The organism is Bradyrhizobium sp. JYMT SZCCT0428 (assembly GCF_018131075.1).
GTDB lineage: Bacteria > Pseudomonadota > Alphaproteobacteria > Rhizobiales > Xanthobacteraceae > Bradyrhizobium.
In genome coordinates this window covers 40,902-57,439 of the sequence record NZ_JAFCLS010000002.1, presented here as the reverse complement: position 1 = coordinate 57,439, position 16,538 = coordinate 40,902, and the positions used below count along the sequence as shown (strand labels likewise).

The window sequence follows — 16,538 nt, the reverse complement described above, 5'->3', positions numbered from 1 at the left end:
TCCGGGGGCACCATGAACAAGTATCATGATGATTGGATCATCGCCGCCCCCGGCATTCTCCTGCTGTGCTTTGCCTTTCTGGTTCCTGTTGCGGGAATCATGGTTCTCGGCATCAAGAATCCAGACGGTTCGCTCACGATTTCATACATCGAGCGCTTCCTGACCGACGCCTATTATCTCGGCGTGGCGTGGCGGACGATCAAACTGTCCTGCATTATCACGCTGGTCTGCGCGATCGCCGGATTTCCGTTTGCATATGTGATGGCCCGGGCCAGCCCGAACCTGCGGGTCTGGCTGATGATCCTCATCACGCTGCCATTGATGACGAGCGTCGTCGTCCGGACATTCGGCTGGATGGTTCTGTTGGGCCGGGGCGGATTGCTACCGGAGGCATTGTATCTGATGGGATTTGTTCGACGCAATTACTCACTGATGCATACCGAGGCCGCCATTATCATCGGAATGATCCAGATTCTCTTTCCTTTCATGGTTCTTTCCATTGTCGGCGTCATATTAAGGCTCGACCCTCGTATCGAGGAGGCATCGCGCGTCATGGGATGCAGTTTCCTGGCTTCTGTGAAGCGTGTGGTTCTCCCGCTTTCCATTCCGGGTATCGTCGCCGGCTCTCTGCTGGTGTTCACTCTGTCGGTCAGTTATTTCATCACGCCGTCACTGCTCGGCGGTGCGCGCCTGCCGGTACTCGCCGGATCCATTTACGAGACCGCGACAAAATCCCAGGATTGGGCATTCGCCGCGGCCCAGTCCCTGATCCTTTTTATCGGCGTGCTCATCCTTCTCATCCCGTATATCAGCCTCACGAGGAAATCCCATGGTTAGGGCAGTTCCTCCATGGGTTCGCGGGGCCGCCGCGCTATTCGTGACGATCGTGATGATCTTCATCCTTGGGCCGATCGTGGTCGTGGCGGGAGTGTCGTTCACGGCGGGAGACTACATCGCGTTCCCGCCGCAAGGCCTGAGCTTGAAATGGTACCGCACGGTCCTCGACTCGAATGTTTACGTTCAGTCGGCCCTGAACAGTCTGCAGTTGGCCGCGGTCGTTACGGCCTCGGCGACGGTCGTTGGTACCGGCATGGCCATCGCGCTTCACCGTGGGCGCATTCCGGGTACCGGCATTCTGTCCGCGCTGATGCTGTCGCCGCTGGTGCTGCCGACCATCGTATTCGCGCTCGGGCTGCTGATGTTCTGGAGTTCGCAGGTTGGCCGCACGTCCTTCGTATCCCTGTGGGTCGGTCACACGGTGATTGCGGTTCCCTACGTCATTCGGACGACCCTTGCTGTCCTGTCGACCTCGGACAGGTTTCTTGAAGAAGCCGCGCGCACCATGGGCGCAGGCCGCTGGAAGACGCTGATCCATGTCGTTCTCCCGCAATGTCTTCCCGGTATCGCCGCAGGCGCCTTTTTCGCCTTCAACATCTCATTCGATGAAGCCATCGTCTCGCTGTTCCTGAGGTCGCCCGAGATCATGACCTTGCCCATTCAGATTTATACACAGCTGGAATTCAGTCCGGATCCGTCGATCGCCGCGGTCTCCACCCTCATGATTGGGTTAACGGTCGTGATGCTGCTGGCGATCGACCGGCTGCTCGGCGTTCAAAAGGTGGCAGGTTGATGGCGGCTGTTGTTCTCAACAATGTGACGAAGCTCTTCGGTGAAACGGCGGTCATCAAGGGCATTTCCATGTCGATCGCCAAGGGCGAGTTTGTGAGCTTGCTCGGCCCGAGCGGCTGCGGAAAGACGACACTGCTGCGGATGATCGCGGGACTTGAGCAGACCACGAGCGGGTCCATCATTATCGGCGAAAAGGACTCCACCGCACTTCCGCCGGAGAAGCGCGACATTGCCATGGTGTTTCAATCCTACGCGTTGCTTCCGCACCTGAACGTGTTTGACAACGTCATGTTTCCGCTCCGGATGCGCAACCTCGGGACCAGGCAGGAACAAGCCAGGCGGGTGAAGGACGTGCTGGAGATGGTTCAGCTCAGCCATCTGGCAACCCGCAGGCCCCGTGAGCTTTCCGGCGGGCAACAGCAACGTGTCGCGGTCGCCAGGGCTGTCGTATCGAGCCCGCAGGTGCTGCTGCTCGACGAGCCCCTATCCAACCTGGACGCCCGTCTGCGCGAGAGCATGCAGGAAGAGCTCATTCAACTCCATCGCCAAACAGGCCTGACAACCATCTTCGTCACGCATGATCAGGAAGAGGCGCTCAGTCTGTCGGATCGAATCATCCTGTTGAACGAGGGAACGATCGAGCAGGAGGGCACGCCGGCCGAACTTTATGGAGCGCCGACGACGCGTTTTTCGGCCGGCTTTATGGGCTCGTCCAACATTCTGGATGTCGAGCTGGTGATGGACGGAGACGCCTGTCGCGCCATGCTGTCGGCCGAGGATGTCCTTACTTTGGCTAAAGGCTACGTCCGCGGCGGCGCATCGACGATCACGTTCCGGCAGGAAGACGTGCAGTTGGCTCCCGCCGGCGATTCAACCTGCACGGCCAGGGTCGAAACGGCCATCTTTCTGGGATCGCGGGTTCGCTATGTGGTCAGGGCAGGCTTGCATTGCATCCGATGTCTTGCGACGGACGGCCAGATTTTCAAGGTGGGCGAAACCGTCGCTTTGCAGGTCGCGCCCAACCGCATTCGTGTTCTTGACTAAAACTCGAGTCGTCTAGCAAACCGACACAGGAGATAATCATGATTGGAAGAGTCTGGCGCGGATGGGCAAAGCCTGAGCAGGCTGACGCCTACGAAAAGCTCTTGACGACCGAAACCTTGCCGGCGCTGCATCGGGTACCCGGCTACAAAGGCTCGTATTTCATGCGCAGCGCAGAGAACGATGAAGTCGCCATTGTGGAGATTACATTCTGGGAATCGATGGCCGCGATCGAGGCTTTTGCAGGAAAAGACAGCACGAAGGCAGTTGTACCGCCCGAAACACAGGTTTTTCTGACAAGATGGGACGATCGATCGGCGCACTTCGAGGCCACGTGGTGCCCATGATGTCATCTAGGGCGGCTAAGGCAATTGACCAGCTCCGCGTTGAGGTGGTTGCCAATTAGGCGATCTTTCCTCGCGCCTTGTTCGCTGCGGACCATCGACGCTCGATTTCCTTCACGGCTATCCTCATGCTGGGCAGGTACTTTCGGGCGGCGACCTCGGGCGTCATTGATGACGAGAAGAAGATCAGATTGACGCTGCCGAGAACGGGGCCCCCCCCCGGAATAGCCAGCGCTATAGCGCTGATGCCGGCTTCGGAGCCTCCGACCGAGGATGCGTAGCCGTCCTTCTTCGTTTGCAAGAGGATGTCTTCAATGAAACGTCGGTCCTTTGCCAGGCCCGCGTCTTCCTCGACAAGCGAAGCGGTCAGATCAAGCATCTCGCGGCGCAATGCCGGCGGCGACGCCGTCAGGATGGCCTTTCCGAGCGCGCTTCGCACCAAAGACCTCCTGCGGCCCACCATGGACCGATGAACCGACAACGGACTGAAGGGGTGAGTGCTCTCCCGGATCAGCACAGAGCCCAGTTCGAAAACCCCGAAGTCGCTCGGCCATGATACTTGGTCGAGCAGACTAAACATTGCCGGAAGCGCCGCCTGGCTCGACAGGTCGCGCGATGACACGCCCTCGCTCAGCGTGCGCACTAGTGTCGTAAGACTGAATAGGGCGTTGGTCTCATCAAACGTGACGTAGCCGTCATCTCGCAACGTATCGAGCAGGCGATAACACGTGGTACGGTTGAGGCCGGTTCTTCTCGCGAGTTGCACGACGTTCGATGGTCCGCTCGCATTGAGATCGCCGATCAGCGCCAACCCGCGGGAAAGTGCTCTGACATTGCGGTGCATGGCCCCCCCCACGTGTTCGCACTGCGAACATTCCATAGACTCCGATGGAATCCAAGTCCGAATGGCTGCAATCCATCCCGGCACGTCTAAAAAGGGCGGCTACGGGAGGGAACGATGGTCTATTCAAGCTTCCAATTGCGTGCGGCCGTTTGTTTAGCCTTGGCGATTTCGGCGCCGCCGGCAGCGGCACAGACCGCTGGCGGAACCGCAAATCTCAGCGGTGGCAAGGTGAAGGTAGGCGTCCTGACCGACATCGCCGGGCCGACAGCTCTGGCGAACGGTAAGGGGTCCGTGATCGCGGCCGAGATGGCCGCAGAGGACTTCGGAGCCGGCATCAACGTTGAGGTCATTTCGGCCGATCACAGCGGCAAGCCCGACACCGGATCCCAAATCGCTGCGCGCTGGTTTGACGTCGAAGGTGTTGACGCGATCGCCGACATGCAAGGTTCGCCCATCGGGTTCGCCGTGCAGAATCTCGCCGTCCAGAAGAGCAAGATCATGCTGTTGTCCGGATCGACCTCGTCAGATTTCAATGGCAAGGCCTGCTCCCCGCTTACGGTGCAGTGGACAGTCGATACCTACAACCTAGCGAAGGGTGCGGCGAAGGCAATCATCGAGGCTGGCGGCACGAAGTGGTACTTCCTGACGGTCGATCAGGCCTATGGTCACGCCTTGTCGAGGGATACCTCAGAGCAAGTGAAACTCAACGGCGCGCAGGTGGTGGGTAGCACCGTGTTTCCGCCAAATACCTCAGACTTTGCATCGTTCCTGCTCACCGCATCCAACGCCGGAGCTAATGTCATCGCGATCGCGGCTTCGAGCGGCGATACGGTGACTGCGCTGAAGCAGGCCGACGAATTCGGCCTTAGCGCGAAAGCCAAGATCGTTCCGCTGCAATCGGTGCTGACGGACGTGCACGCCGTAGGTCTGAAGATCGCGCACGACGCCTACGAAGTCTCTCCATTCTACTGGGACCGTACGCCGGAGACGCGTGCCTGGGCTCAGCGCTTCTACGCCAGGGCCAAGATCATGCCGACTGGCTTCCACGCGGGTGTTTACTCGTCAGTCGCGCACTATCTCAAGGCCGTCAAGGCGACCGGCACGGACGAAGCGCCGACCGTCATGAAGCAGATGGAGAAGGAGCGGGTGAACGACTTCTTCGCGGCCGACGGCTACATCCGCGCCGACCGTAAGATGATACACGACATGTACCTGCTCCAGGTGAAGAAGGTCGGAGAGAACAAGGGTGATTGGGACCTTTACAACGTCCTGCAGACGTTACCCGGCGAGGCGGTCAACCGGCCGCTCTCCGAGAGCCCGTGCCCTCTGGTGAAGAAATAGGCCGCAAGCTACCATCGACAACAGCCACGCTCGTTCGAAGGAATCCGATCATGTCAGTCGCAATCGTCTGCGCATCCCACACGCCTCTGATGTACCGGGGACCCGCCAGCAACGAAACCGAGCAACGCGTTCGCATGGCGTTCGAACGGCTCGGAACCTTCGTGAAGGAGTTCGAACCCGACTACGTCATCCAGTTCGCGCCCGACCACTTCAACGGCTTCTTCTACGATCTGATGCCTTCGTTCTGCGTGGGCGCGGGTGCGGTCTCCCTCGGTGACTGGGGAGGGGGGACGGGTCCGCTGGACGTTCCGGAAGAAACGGCTCTTGCGCTTGTGGATCACGTACGGGCGGAGGATTTTGACGTCGCGGTGTCGTACCGCATGCCGGTCGACCACGGTTTCGTCCAGATGTGGGAAGCAGTCCTAGGCCATTTCAAATCCGTGCCGATCCTGCCGATCTTCGTGAACGCCGCAGCTCCGCCTATTCCCACCTACCGGCGGGCGAGGCAGCTGGGTGAATCCGTCGGTCGCTTCGCGATGCGTTCCGGGAAGCGGGTGCTGTTTGCCGCATCGGGTGGCCTGTCGCACGATCCGCCGGTGCCGTCCATCAAGGGGGCCCCACCGGAGATTCGCGAGCGCCTGATCAACGGACGCAATCCAACCCAGGAAGCCAAGGAGGCGCGCGAAAAGCGGGTCTTCGAGGCGGCTGTTCTGGCCGAAGCGGGCGAGGGCCCCTGCAAGCCTCTTAATCCGGATTGGGACGAAGAATTCATGGAAATCTTGCGCAGCGGCCAGATCTGGCGAGCCGATGCGCTCAACACCGACAAGGTGCGCGAGGCGGCCGGCCGGGGCGCCAACGAAGTCCTCGCGTGGGTTGCCGCCTTTGGAGCGTTCTCGACGGGTGGCCAGTTCACCATGGAGCAGGAGTTCTATGAAGCTATCCCCGGCTGGATCGCCGGCATGGCGATGATGGCGGCAAGACAAGCGGACGCCTCAACTGAAGATTTCCCCGCGTGAAAGCGGGAAGTAATCGCGGAGGTAGGTATGGCATACGAAACAGATGTGCTCATCATCGGGGCCGGACCGACCGGATCGACGACGGCGCTTTCGCTCGCGAATTGCGGCGTGCGCTGTCACATCGTGTCACGCGGCAACTGGATGGCCGATAGCCCGCGCGCGCACATCACCAACCAACGAGCCAATGAGGTCTTCCGCGATCTCGGTATCTCGGAGGACGTGGCCCGGTACGCGAGCCCATGGGAATTGATGGGTGACACTACGTTCACCACCAGCCTGGCCGGGCCCGAACTCATCCGGATGCGAACGTGGGGAACGGGGGATGACCGCCGAGGGGACTACCTGAGGGCAAGTCCGTGCGGCATGGTGGACATCATCCAGCCGTTGCTCGAGCCGATCCTGTTCCAGAAGGCGGCCGCGAAGGGCGCCACGTTCGCGTTCAACACCGAATACATCCGTCATGAGCAGGATTCCGGAGGCGTCACCGCCACCCTGCGCGACCGATTGGACGGGCGCGAGTTCACCGTCCGGGCGCGCTACATGGTCGGGGCCGACGGCGCGAGATCGACCGTGGTCGATCATCTCGAGCTTCCGATCGAAGGGCGCATGGCGCGCGCTGGCACCGTCTATACGGTCTTCAATGCCGACCTCTCCAAGTACAGCAAACATCGTCCCAGCATCCTGAACTGGATTGTCTCACCGGACGCGAGCTTCGGCGAAATCGGAATGGGCCTTCTCCGCGCCGTGCGGCCGTGGACGCAATGGATCGCAGGCTGGGGGTTCGACATCAACAAGGGCGATCCCGATCTCTCCGAAAGCAGCGTCCGCGAAAAGATCAGGGTCTTAATCGGGGATCCGGCGATCGAACCTGAGATCGTGAGGACGTCGGTCTGGTACATCAATCAGGCGTACGTGACGCAGTATTCCAGGGGGCGGGTGTTCTGCGGTGGCGATGCCGTCCACCGGCATCCTCCGTCCAGCGGTTTGGGCAATAACACCTGCGTGCAGGACGGCCACAATCTCGGCTGGAAACTAGCCTACGCCATCAAGGGCTGGGCCGGGCCGAAGCTACTGGAAAGCTATTCGCAGGAACGGGCGCCCGTTGGAAAGCAGGTCGTGCAGCGAGCCAACCAGTCGCGGCTCGACTATGCCCCGCTGAATGCCTGTTTCCGGGTGCAGGGGGCGGAAAACCCGGTCGCGGCGGGCATCGCACGCTTCCGCGATCCGGGACCGGAAGGTGTTGCCGCCCGCAAGGCGGCTCAGGCAGCTCTCGACCTCAAGCAGACAGAGTACAATGCGCAAGGCGTGGAGATGAACCAACGCTACGAATCCTCGGCCGTGATCGCCGATGCCGTGGCCGAGCCCGAAAATTGGCGGCGTGATCGCGATCTCTACAATCAACCGACGACACGACCAGGAGCCAAAATTCCGCACGCCTGGCTCGTCGGTCGGGACGGCACCCGCATCTCGACACTTGACGCAACAGGAAAGGGTCTCTTCACCGTCGTGACCGGTATCGCCGGCACCGCATGGAAGGAGGCTGTACGCCGCCTCGATCTTCCGTTCCTGCGGATCGTCGTGACCGGCTCGCCTGAAGCGCAGGACCTTTACTGCGAGTGGCAGCGCGTCCGCGAGGTCGAAGAGGCCGGCGCGCTGCTTGTGCGACCGGACGGAGTGGTGGCTTGGCGCGACAAGGAAGGGACGCCGGAGCCCCTGGATGCCGCGGACAAGCTCGGGGCAGCCATCCGTGCCGTTCTCGACCTGCCGACCCTCTCGATGATCCCGCGTGAGAAACAGGCTGAGCTATCGAACCCCACTGGTTCGCCACTCTTCGCATAAACTCTGGAGGCAAACTTGGCCGAGAAAGGTTTCTTCGCGAAGATTTTGCACGGAGAACTTCCTGAAGCTCCGATCAGCAAGCTGCTTGGCTGGAAATACCTGGAGTTCGATCCCTCCTCTCAGGTGTTAAAGGTCGAAATGCAGGCTCGCCCGGACTTCGTGAATCCAGCGGGTTTCATCCACGGCGGTATGCTTGCAGCCATGCTGGACGAAACGCTATCGCCAACGTTGGCCTTGACCCTAGGCCCTGGAGAGTTTGCACCGACCCTCGAGATCAAGGTGAATTTCATTTCGCCGGCAAGAGTCGGTCGAGTGCTGGGTACCGGTCGGATTGTAAGCCGAGGACGGTCCATCTGCTTCTTGGAAGGCCAGTTGCATGACGAACAGGGGAAGCTCCTAGCGACCGCAATGGCGACTTCGAAGATCAGGCGGATAATTGAAACTGAAGACGCGTAACTTGCCGAAAGCGTTCACCACAGCGATAGCGCCGACATCTATTTGCCTGTCTGATGTACTTCGATGATGTTGCCGTCGGGGTCATGAAAGAATATCTGATACCAGCCGGCCATCGCCCATGTTCCGTAGTCCGAGTATGGGATTTTCTTTTCTTCTAGGCGCCTCTTAAAGGCTTGAATGTCGTCCGTTCGAAAGCAGAAGTGGCCCCGATCCAGCGGATTGATGATGTGCTTCATGCGGAAGCCGAGGTCAACATCCCTGCGCGCCAAGTGAAATTCGACCGCTCCATCAGTCACGAAGTCGACGTTCCCACCGTATCCATCGGCGGTATTGACGCGCTGATAGTCGACCGAACCGAGGTCAAATACCGAGCGATAGAACTCGGACAGGCGTGGCACGTTCTCGGAACACAAATTCATGTGGTGGAATTTCATATTCATCGTTGATTCCTTTCGCGCTCGTTCTGCATTGGTTCAGGCGGGCAGTCCGCCGTCGATCATGAAGGTGGCGGACGTCACGTAGGAAGCTTCATCCGAAGCAAGCCAAAGCATCGGGTAAGCAAGCTCGATCGGTTCGGCCCAGCGCTTTAGCGCGCAGGGCGGAACGAGATCGTCTACGGCTTCCTGTCCCATGCGGTTGATGTGAAATGGCGTCCGCGTAAAGCCAGGACAGACGGCGTTGACCCGAATGCCGTGCTCTGCCTCCTCAAAGGCGAGCGTGCGCGTCAGGGCCAGGATTGCCGCTTTGGTCGCATCATAAGCACCCATACCTTTTCGGCCGTAGAGGGCGTAGGTAGATGATACGTTGACGATGCTGCCGGATTGCTTCGATCGCATGAGCGGCAACACCGCACGGGACATTGCGACAAAGCTCAACAGATTGACGCGCACGATCGCGTCCCATGTGCTCCATGGGGCGTCTGCCACCGGCTCATAGCGGCGAATGCCGACATTGTTGATCAGAACATCAACGCTCCCGAAGGCCGACGCGATTTCCCCCACGACGCGATCGGATTCCGCCTCGACGCCGAGGTCGGCCGCAAATGCGCGGATGTCGGCGTCGGTATTCTCGCGTTGAATAGCCACTGCTGTCTCTCTTGCCGTTACGGCGTCGGTATCGATCAAGGCAACGCGGGCGCCCGCTTCGCAGAACAGCCGGCATGCCGCCGAACCAATCCCGCCGGCGCCGCCGGTGATGGCAACGGTCTTATTCTCCAGTCGGGAGGACATTTTCTCCAGTCGGGAGGACATTTTACCTCTACTTGTGTGTTTTATAAGCACCGCACAATATCCGCTAATAAAAAGATCATCGTCGAGGTGGACAAGCTCGTCAAATGATTTTATGTATGAATTTGTAAATTTATATATGAGCATACGCTATGGCATAGCTCGGGAGGGCATTCGTTGCTTTTGCAGGGAAGGGTCTGCGTCATCGTCGGGGCGTCCTCGCTCAGAGGGATCGGCTACGCCACCGCCGAACTCTTCGCGCAAAGCGGTGCGAAGCTCGTACTCGTGGACCTTGCCATGGAGGACGAGATCTTCAGCGACATCGTCAAGTCGATCGCGAGCAACATAGGCTCGGAACCCACAGTCGCTGGTCTCAAATGCGACATCACGAATCTTGCGGATTGCGAACGCGTCATAGCGGAAGCCGTTGCCAGGTTTGGAACCATCGATTGCCTGGTGAATTGCGCAGGTATCGTGCTGGCGCAGTCGATGCTCTCGATTGCTGAGGCCGACTACGACCGAATTCTCGACGTCAATCTGAAGGGTACCTTTAACGTCTGCAAAAGCGTGTTGGCTATCTTCGCCGCCAAAAAGTGTGGCGTCATTGTCAATCTGGCTTCAGTCGCAGCGCAGCGGGGCGGTGGCCTTGTAGGTGGCGCTCACTATGCCGCCTCCAAAGGCGGTGTCGTCAGCCTGACAAAGACCATCGCGCGCGAGTTCGGGCCTCAGGGGATACGCGCGAACGTCATCTGCCCTTCCATGGTCGAGACCGCGATGCTCGACGGCAACCTTTCTCGCGAGAAATTCGACGAAATTGTAGCGGGTATTCCGCTGCGACGGCCGGGAAAGCCGTCGGATATCGCGGGTGCCTGCCTGTTTCTGGCCTCAGAACTTTCAGCCTACGTCACCGGAGCAACGATCGACGTGAATGGCGGCAGTCACATTCACTGATCCGCAAATCGCGGAATTTCGCATACGCCAACAACATGAGGGGACGTCCAATGAGCATCACCGACCGGAGAAAATTCCTTAAAACGTCGGCTTTGGGAGCAACTGCGGCGGCCGGCGCTGCAATCGCAGCTCCCGCGCTGGCCCAATCAACACCGGAAATCAAATGGCGCATGCCGGCCAGTTGGCCAAAGTCACTCGATACCCTGTACGGGGGGTGTGAGTTCCTGGCGCAGCGCGTCAACGAGCTTAGCGATGGAAAGTTTAAAATCCAGGTGTTCGCGGCCGGAGAGATCGTGCCCGGTTTGCAGATATTGGACGCGGTCCAGAACAATACGGTCGAATGCGGTCACACATCGCCATATTACTACTTCGGCAAGGACCCGACCTTTACGTTTGGAACTGATCTGCCATTCGGCATGAACGTCCGGATGCGCAACGCGTGGCTCTATCACGGAGGCGGGCTTGACTTGATCAACGAGTTTCACAAGACCTACAACGTGATGTTCCTGCCCGCGGGTAATACCAACTGCCAAATGGGCGGCTGGTACCGCAAGGAAATCAATTCCCTGAACGACCTCAAGGGCCTGAAGTTTCGCGTCGGCGGCTTTGCCGGCATCATCTTGTCGAGACTCGGCGTTGTCCCTCAGCAGATCGCTGGCGGAGACATCTACCCCGCGCTCGAAAAAGGCACGATCGATGCTGCCGAATGGGTAGGCCCGCACGATGACGAGAAACTCGGCTTCGTGAAGGTGGCAAAGTACTATTACTATCCAGGTTGGTGGGAAGTCGGGCCAACCGTGGGGCTCTTTGTAAATCAGCAGAAGTGGGGCGAGCTTCCCAAACTCTACCAGACCATCCTTCAGTCGGCCTCTGCGGAAACCAATCAATGGATGTCCGCCAAGTACGATGCACAAAACCCGGTTGCCTTGAAACGCCTTGTAGCAGCGGGCGCCGTCCTCAAATCGTTCCCACTTGAAGTCATGGACGCCAGCTGGAAGGCCGCTAATGAGGTTTTCACGGAGATGTCGGAGAAAAATGCCTGGTTCAAGCGTGTCTACGAACACTTCGTTGCATTTCGGGGAGACCAGTATCTCTGGAATCAGGTCGCCGATCACACGATGGACACCTACATGATCCGCTTCCGACAAAGAGGTTAAAATCAAAGGGCAAGCCGTGGCGATACTAGCAAATGTTTTGCGTTCTGTTGCGGCCGATGTCGCATTCTGTTGACGTCGGCAGGTCATCAATCGGCAAAGGGAGATTTGAAGGGAAAGAAGGTAACGCGCGGCTTGCAGCGCTTTCCCTACATGGGATCCGTAAATGACAACTGGATGCAACTGTCCGTCGCATTCTCCCGTCGAATCCTTGGATGAATAGGCATGATTGGCACGTGTAGGGCCGACGGCCGCATCTACCTCGTGCTCAATGAGGTATGATCTCCGAGAATTGCGTCCGTGCGCCAGGCCGAAAGGCGCCGCTACCAGCCTGTTCGAGCCTGCACGCTTGAATCCTTATCTCGCAATGCAATTATCGAATCTGGTGTTCAACAATCTATCGGCTTGCAGTTTGACGGGCCCGCGTTCGCTTTTTCGCGGCAAAAGTCGAGCTTTCAGTGAAGCCTGTCTCGGTATGCCACGCGTCTGCTTCACGCCATCCCATGCGACTAGACAAGACATCTGCCGCTCTTCCAACCGCGGCTTCAATCTCGATCACCGTCTTTCGGCTATGTTGGTCTAATCGTTCTGCATAAGGGACTGTCAATGCTGCAAGGGCGTGATTTTTGGGGTCAAGGATGGGACAGCTTACGGCATACAATCCCTTGATTTGAAGACTCACCATCGACGCGAATCCACGCGCTCGAATCGTCGAAAGAATTGGTCCAATATCGATGTCGGAGTGTTGAGGGCGACGCTGGATCGACTCCTTGATCCTCAGTTCGGTAGTATTGGGATCCTGAAAAGCCAAGAGCGCTCGTCCAGAAGCAGATACCAGCACGTCCAGCTCGGCACCAACGCGGATACTAAACCCCATTCCACCAGGATTATCGACCTTAGCAATGACGATCTGGCGTCCCTGGTTGTAAACAGTTAGGTGGCAGGCTTGCTGAAGATTAGATGATAGCTCTTGCATGATCGTTCCTGCTTCAGCGAGCAAGCGGTTTGTTGGCGGATTGCTGTGCGCAAGCTCGAATAGCTTGGGCGTTATCGCGTAAGTATCGTTGATGCTGACCAGGTAGTTTCGCTCAACCAGGCAAGCCAACATTCGATAGATTTCGCCAACGCTGCGATCGAGCTGGTCGGCTATTTGGGACAAAGAAAGGGGCGTGTTGCTGGTACATAACGCTTCAAGGATATCGAGTCCTTTCTCGAGTGCAGGCGCCGCGTAGGTGGGACCGGATGGTTCGACCGCCTTCGAACCCTTCCTCGGTTTTTTGAGGGCGTTTATCGACTTTTTCATTCCTAAATGATCTCCCAGAATACAATTACAATGACCCGCTTTAAGCAGGCGAGATTGACCGTATTGCTAAGCCTGTCCCTAGCGAGTCTTGCGCCAAATCAGGTTATACTAAAAAGCCGAGCAGTTGGAATGTTTTTTGCATGTGAATGGATACATCTATATATAAAAACATAAATCTGACCGCTCCGTAGTTGGGAAGTGATCATTCACCCGCGGAACAAAGGACAGATTGGTCGCTGCCGGAGCTGATCGAGGCGGCAATTTGCTCGGACTTTGCTGCGAAATCTCGTGCGCGGAATTTGACTAAGCAGACGTAGCGTTATACTATATGGTATGTCGTTCCAACATATGGAACGAGATGTAAGTTTCCAAGGGCCGTTATTCTAAAGAAGGCCTCGGGAATCGCATGGCAGCGGAAATAATGCTCAACGGGAGATTGGCGTGCAGAAAAGTGAAAAGGCGGGCCTCGTAAACGGAAAGTTCGATGCGATTGTGATCGGTGCTGGGTCCGCCGGTCTGTACCAACTCCATCGGCTAAAGGAACTTGGTTTGAACGTGGCGCTATTCGAAGCCGGCACGGGCGTAGGTGGCGCATGGTACTGGAATCGATATCCCGGTGCTCGGTTTGATTCCGAGAGTTACACTTACGGCTACTTCTTTTCCCAAGATCTGCTTAGGGAATGGAGTTGGAGCGAGCACTTTGCCGCGCAACCAGAAACGGAGCGCTACTTCAACTATGTTGCTGATAAATTTGATCTCCGAGGTAACATCCAGTGTTCCAGTCGCGTTACAGAAGCTCAATACCGGGAAAATGATAATAGGTGGGAAATTGCGCTGGAAGATGGTGCGCGTTACGAAGCTCGATACTTGATTGCGGCGGTTGGACCTCTAACGGAGCCGACGCTTCCTGCATACGAGGGCGTAAGTTCGTTTGCGGGTGAAGCCTACCATACCGCACGCTGGCCCAAGGCTCCTATCAGTTTTGTAGGAAAGCGCGTCGCGGTGATCGGCACGGGCGCTTCTGGTGTGCAAACGATCCAAGAAGTAGCGAAAACAGCGAGTAGCCTGACCGTATTTCAGCGGACGCCGAACTATTGCGTTCCACTTGGAAATTCATCGATCGACGACAAGACGCAGAAGAACATTCGCGATAATTATCCCAAGATCTATTCTCGTTGCCTCGAATCCGCGGGTGGATTTATCCACAATGTCGATCCTCGCTCAGTATTCGAGCTCTCTTCAGAAGAGCGCGAGGCGCACTGGGAGAAGATCTACCACGAGCCTGGTATGGCAATGTGGTTAGGTAACTTTCATGATATTTTCATTGACGAGCACGCCAACAATCTCGTTTCAGAATTCATGCGCAAAAAAATTCGCCAGCGCGTGAAAGATCCCAAGGTTGCAGAACGGCTAGTGCCAAAAAATCACGGTTTTGGAACTAGACGCGTTCCGTTAGAAACAGGTTACTACGAACTTTTCAACAGCCCCAATGTCAAGCTAGTTGATCTTCAGGAAACTCCAATTCTGCGCATAACACCCGTCGGCATACAGACCACTGATGCCAATTTTGAATTCGATATGATCATATATGCTACCGGATTTGACGCGATCACCGGTGGCTTTGACAAGATTGACATTCGTGGAATTGATGGAACGAGATTGAAGGAAAAATGGTCTAATGGACCGATAACGTTTCTCGGAACCACTACTGCAGGATTTCCAAACTTTTTCATGCCTGGGGGTCCTTTAACCTGGTTAGGCAATATCCCGCGGGGGCTTGAGTATAACGTTGATTTCATCACGGCGCTGATCGCGCACATGCTCGACAAGAAGTTCATTGCCATCGACGCCAAACCGGAGTCCGAGGCGGAGTGGACTACGTTCTCAACGGAGGGAGCCAAGAAGTTTCTTTCGTCCAAGGTTGATTCTTGGTTTACGGGTGTGAATACCAACGTGAAGGGAAAGCAAAAGCGCACGAGCCCGTTCTATCGCGGAGGTGGTCCGGCCTATCGTGTCAGGTGCGAAAAGACCATTCGCGACGGCTACAATAAGGATTTCAACTTTTACAGTGACGCCAACGAGCCGAACATTGAGCCGGAATTAAAGATAAGTTTGCGGAGCGGGGGGGATGCCATCGGAAGAGCCCCGCAAAAGGCGGTAGCGGGCTGACAGCGATTTGTTCCAATCGGTTTTATCACGGTGAACATTTCTGTGGCCTGGTCAACGGACTTGCCTGTGTTTGCCGGGATACTGTCGTACGATCCTGGCTTTACTGCGCGCGGTCGCGGCAATGTTCTTTCGAGCTTGCGTGCGGTGCCCAAACTATGATTGACGATCATGCCCTGTTCTGATAATTGGAACAACGGATCAAAAATCATTGGGTGGTTGCTTGGACAAAACGCTCTTAAAAGGACTCACGCTCGTTGAATTGTTGGCCCACAGCGAGGAATCTCGAGGGGTGACGAGTCTTGCACGCGAGTTGCAACTCTCGAAGAGTAACGTTCATAGGATTTTGCTTACGTTGCAGTCTAAGCAGTATGTTCGTCGCGTCGATTCCAATAGCACTTACGAGCTCACTCCAAAGATTTGGGAGTTAGGCTCGCTGGTGCGGGGACGATTGAGCCTTCTGAAAGTCAGTAATGAGTACATGATGGAATTGGCGCGGGCTACTGGCGAGTCCGTACACCTCTCGATTCTTGAGGGCGGTGAGGTCGTTTACATCGACAAAATCGAAAGCTCTCAGCCCATAGCCGCATATACGCGAATTGGCGGGCGGGCTCCTGCCTACTGCGTCGCGACTGGAAAAGCTATGTTAGCGACGGTCCCGGGTGAAGAGCTGGACAGCTTGTTGCCCAAGCTTAAGCGCTTCACGGATAGCACGATTACCGCCCACGATAAGTTACGTTCCGAGTTAATCAAAACTCGCGAAGCCGGATACGCCGTCAATCGCGGCGAGTGGCGCGAAGACGTGTTTGGCGTTGCTTCACCAATTTGGGATGGTGCAGGCCGAGCTCTTGGCGCTATTGGAATTTCGGGGCCTTCGGTAAGGTACAAGGCAAAGCAGGTTAAAGTGTTTTCCGGTCATGTTGTTAAAGCGGCTCAGAAAATTGCCGGCGCTTTGGGACACAATAGCCGTTATCCGTCCCCGGTGGGACCGAGATAACCACTCGACAAGCTTGCATTAATGCAATGTTCCGCGGCGGTTGACTTGCATGCCGCCTAGCCGTGAGCAATTGTCGTTACTAAAGCAGCCGCCCCGTAGATAAGTTGGCATTGGATGCTTGCAGGCTTGTTGCAAGCGCGTCGCGGGTATCGCACCCCTCTTACGCTAAGTGGGGTCTACAGTTTTATGCATTCACGGCCGGAAATATTCGCAGCTTATTGCCAGCGGTCC

16 protein-coding genes are annotated in these 16,538 nt (G+C 57.0%); 12 read left to right on the top strand and 4 right to left on the bottom strand.

The window, feature by feature from the left end; translation table 11 throughout:
- Positions 1 to 12: 12 nt before the first annotated feature.
- The 4 genes from JQ575_RS02145 to JQ575_RS02130 are packed head-to-tail and all read left to right on the top strand — an operon-like array spanning position 13 to position 3,017.
- Positions 13 to 837, top strand: coding sequence for an ABC transporter permease (locus JQ575_RS02145; protein WP_212031646.1), 825 nt, complete (start codon positions 13 to 15; stop codon positions 835 to 837).
- Positions 830 to 1,630: an ABC transporter permease gene (locus tag JQ575_RS02140; RefSeq protein ID WP_212031645.1), complete on the top strand. Its 801-nt coding sequence runs from the start codon at positions 830 to 832 to the stop codon at positions 1,628 to 1,630. Before JQ575_RS02145 ends, JQ575_RS02140 begins: the two co-directional genes overlap by 8 nt.
- A complete protein-coding gene (locus JQ575_RS02135; RefSeq protein ID WP_212031644.1) occupies positions 1,630 to 2,673 on the top strand; it encodes an ABC transporter ATP-binding protein in 1,044 nt (347 codons plus the stop codon). The genes JQ575_RS02140 and JQ575_RS02135 overlap by 1 nt, the downstream gene beginning before the upstream one ends.
- Positions 2,674 to 2,711: 38 nt before the next feature.
- The gene (locus tag JQ575_RS02130) at positions 2,712 to 3,017 is read left to right on the top strand and encodes an antibiotic biosynthesis monooxygenase family protein (RefSeq protein WP_212031643.1); all 306 of its coding nucleotides are present in this window, start codon (positions 2,712 to 2,714) and stop codon (positions 3,015 to 3,017) included.
- 55 nt (positions 3,018 to 3,072) lie between these two features.
- On the opposite strand, the gene JQ575_RS02125 is transcribed toward JQ575_RS02130, so the two are convergent.
- Positions 3,073 to 3,858 carry a helix-turn-helix domain-containing protein gene (locus JQ575_RS02125; protein WP_212031642.1) on the bottom strand — a complete coding sequence of 262 codons (786 nt, stop codon included), beginning with the start codon at positions 3,856 to 3,858 and terminating at the stop codon, positions 3,073 to 3,075.
- Positions 3,859 to 3,972: 114 nt separating this feature from the next.
- Here JQ575_RS02125 and JQ575_RS02120 point away from each other — a divergent pair, with 114 nt between their 5' ends.
- From JQ575_RS02120 to JQ575_RS02105, 4 genes are read left to right on the top strand one after another with little or no spacing between them, the layout of a single operon-like run.
- On the top strand, positions 3,973 to 5,199 hold the full coding sequence (locus JQ575_RS02120; RefSeq protein ID WP_212031641.1) for an ABC transporter substrate-binding protein: 1,227 nt from the start codon (positions 3,973 to 3,975) through the stop codon (positions 5,197 to 5,199).
- Between the two features lie 50 nt (positions 5,200 to 5,249).
- Positions 5,250 to 6,215 (top strand): 3-carboxyethylcatechol 2,3-dioxygenase, encoded by a 966-nt coding sequence (locus JQ575_RS02115; RefSeq protein WP_212031640.1) that lies wholly within the window; start codon positions 5,250 to 5,252, stop codon positions 6,213 to 6,215.
- Positions 6,216 to 6,242: 27 nt separating this feature from the next.
- The gene (locus tag JQ575_RS02110) at positions 6,243 to 8,054 is read left to right on the top strand and encodes an FAD-dependent monooxygenase (protein ID WP_212031639.1); all 1,812 of its coding nucleotides are present in this window, start codon (positions 6,243 to 6,245) and stop codon (positions 8,052 to 8,054) included.
- Between the two features lie 15 nt (positions 8,055 to 8,069).
- A complete protein-coding gene (locus JQ575_RS02105) occupies positions 8,070 to 8,510 on the top strand; it encodes a PaaI family thioesterase (RefSeq protein WP_212031638.1) in 441 nt (146 codons plus the stop codon).
- A 38-nt stretch (positions 8,511 to 8,548) separates the two neighbouring features.
- Here JQ575_RS02105 and JQ575_RS02100 read toward each other — a convergent pair whose 3' ends face one another.
- On the bottom strand, positions 8,549 to 8,950 hold the full coding sequence (locus JQ575_RS02100) for a VOC family protein (protein ID WP_212031637.1): 402 nt from the start codon (positions 8,948 to 8,950) through the stop codon (positions 8,549 to 8,551).
- 33 nt (positions 8,951 to 8,983) lie between these two features.
- Positions 8,984 to 9,883: an SDR family NAD(P)-dependent oxidoreductase gene (locus JQ575_RS02095; RefSeq protein ID WP_212031636.1), complete on the bottom strand. Its 900-nt coding sequence runs from the start codon at positions 9,881 to 9,883 to the stop codon at positions 8,984 to 8,986.
- A 30-nt stretch (positions 9,884 to 9,913) separates the two neighbouring features.
- Here JQ575_RS02095 and JQ575_RS02090 point away from each other — a divergent pair, with 30 nt between their 5' ends.
- Both JQ575_RS02090 and JQ575_RS02085 read left to right on the top strand, forming a co-directional pair.
- A complete protein-coding gene (locus tag JQ575_RS02090) occupies positions 9,914 to 10,687 on the top strand; it encodes an SDR family NAD(P)-dependent oxidoreductase (protein ID WP_212031635.1) in 774 nt (257 codons plus the stop codon).
- Positions 10,688 to 10,737: 50 nt separating this feature from the next.
- A complete protein-coding gene (locus JQ575_RS02085) occupies positions 10,738 to 11,844 on the top strand; it encodes a TRAP transporter substrate-binding protein (protein ID WP_212031634.1) in 1,107 nt (368 codons plus the stop codon).
- Between the two features lie 394 nt (positions 11,845 to 12,238).
- On the opposite strand, the gene JQ575_RS02080 is transcribed toward JQ575_RS02085, so the two are convergent.
- A complete protein-coding gene (locus tag JQ575_RS02080; RefSeq protein WP_212031633.1) occupies positions 12,239 to 13,144 on the bottom strand; it encodes an IclR family transcriptional regulator in 906 nt (301 codons plus the stop codon).
- 441 nt (positions 13,145 to 13,585) lie between these two features.
- On the opposite strand from JQ575_RS02080, the gene JQ575_RS02075 reads away from it, so the two are divergent.
- Both JQ575_RS02075 and JQ575_RS02070 read left to right on the top strand, forming a co-directional pair.
- Positions 13,586 to 15,313: an NAD(P)/FAD-dependent oxidoreductase gene (locus tag JQ575_RS02075; RefSeq protein ID WP_312015869.1), complete on the top strand. Its 1,728-nt coding sequence runs from the start codon at positions 13,586 to 13,588 to the stop codon at positions 15,311 to 15,313.
- 220 nt (positions 15,314 to 15,533) lie between these two features.
- Positions 15,534 to 16,307: an IclR family transcriptional regulator gene (locus JQ575_RS02070; protein WP_212031632.1), complete on the top strand. Its 774-nt coding sequence runs from the start codon at positions 15,534 to 15,536 to the stop codon at positions 16,305 to 16,307.
- The last annotated feature ends 231 nt before the right edge of the window (positions 16,308 to 16,538 follow it).

Bases quoted from the DNA above. Each gene is read 5' to 3' on its own strand.
- JQ575_RS02115 (WP_212031640.1), top strand. From the start codon at position 5,250: ATGTCAGTCGCAATCGTCTGCGCATCCCACACGCCTCTGATGTACCGG.
- JQ575_RS02100 (WP_212031637.1), bottom strand. From the start codon at position 8,950: ATGAATATGAAATTCCACCACATGAATTTGTGTTCCGAGAACGTGCCA.
- JQ575_RS02140 (WP_212031645.1), top strand. From the start codon at position 830: ATGGTTAGGGCAGTTCCTCCATGGGTTCGCGGGGCCGCCGCGCTATTC.
- JQ575_RS02120 (WP_212031641.1), top strand. From the start codon at position 3,973: ATGGTCTATTCAAGCTTCCAATTGCGTGCGGCCGTTTGTTTAGCCTTG.
- JQ575_RS02145 (WP_212031646.1), top strand. From the start codon at position 13: ATGAACAAGTATCATGATGATTGGATCATCGCCGCCCCCGGCATTCTC.
- JQ575_RS02085 (WP_212031634.1), top strand. From the start codon at position 10,738: ATGAGCATCACCGACCGGAGAAAATTCCTTAAAACGTCGGCTTTGGGA.
- JQ575_RS02130 (WP_212031643.1), top strand. From the start codon at position 2,712: ATGATTGGAAGAGTCTGGCGCGGATGGGCAAAGCCTGAGCAGGCTGAC.
- JQ575_RS02110 (WP_212031639.1), top strand. From the start codon at position 6,243: ATGGCATACGAAACAGATGTGCTCATCATCGGGGCCGGACCGACCGGA.
- JQ575_RS02080 (WP_212031633.1), bottom strand. From the start codon at position 13,144: ATGAAAAAGTCGATAAACGCCCTCAAAAAACCGAGGAAGGGTTCGAAG.
- JQ575_RS02095 (WP_212031636.1), bottom strand. From the start codon at position 9,883: ATGCTCATATATAAATTTACAAATTCATACATAAAATCATTTGACGAG.
- JQ575_RS02125 (WP_212031642.1), bottom strand. From the start codon at position 3,858: ATGCACCGCAATGTCAGAGCACTTTCCCGCGGGTTGGCGCTGATCGGC.
- JQ575_RS02135 (WP_212031644.1), top strand. From the start codon at position 1,630: ATGGCGGCTGTTGTTCTCAACAATGTGACGAAGCTCTTCGGTGAAACG.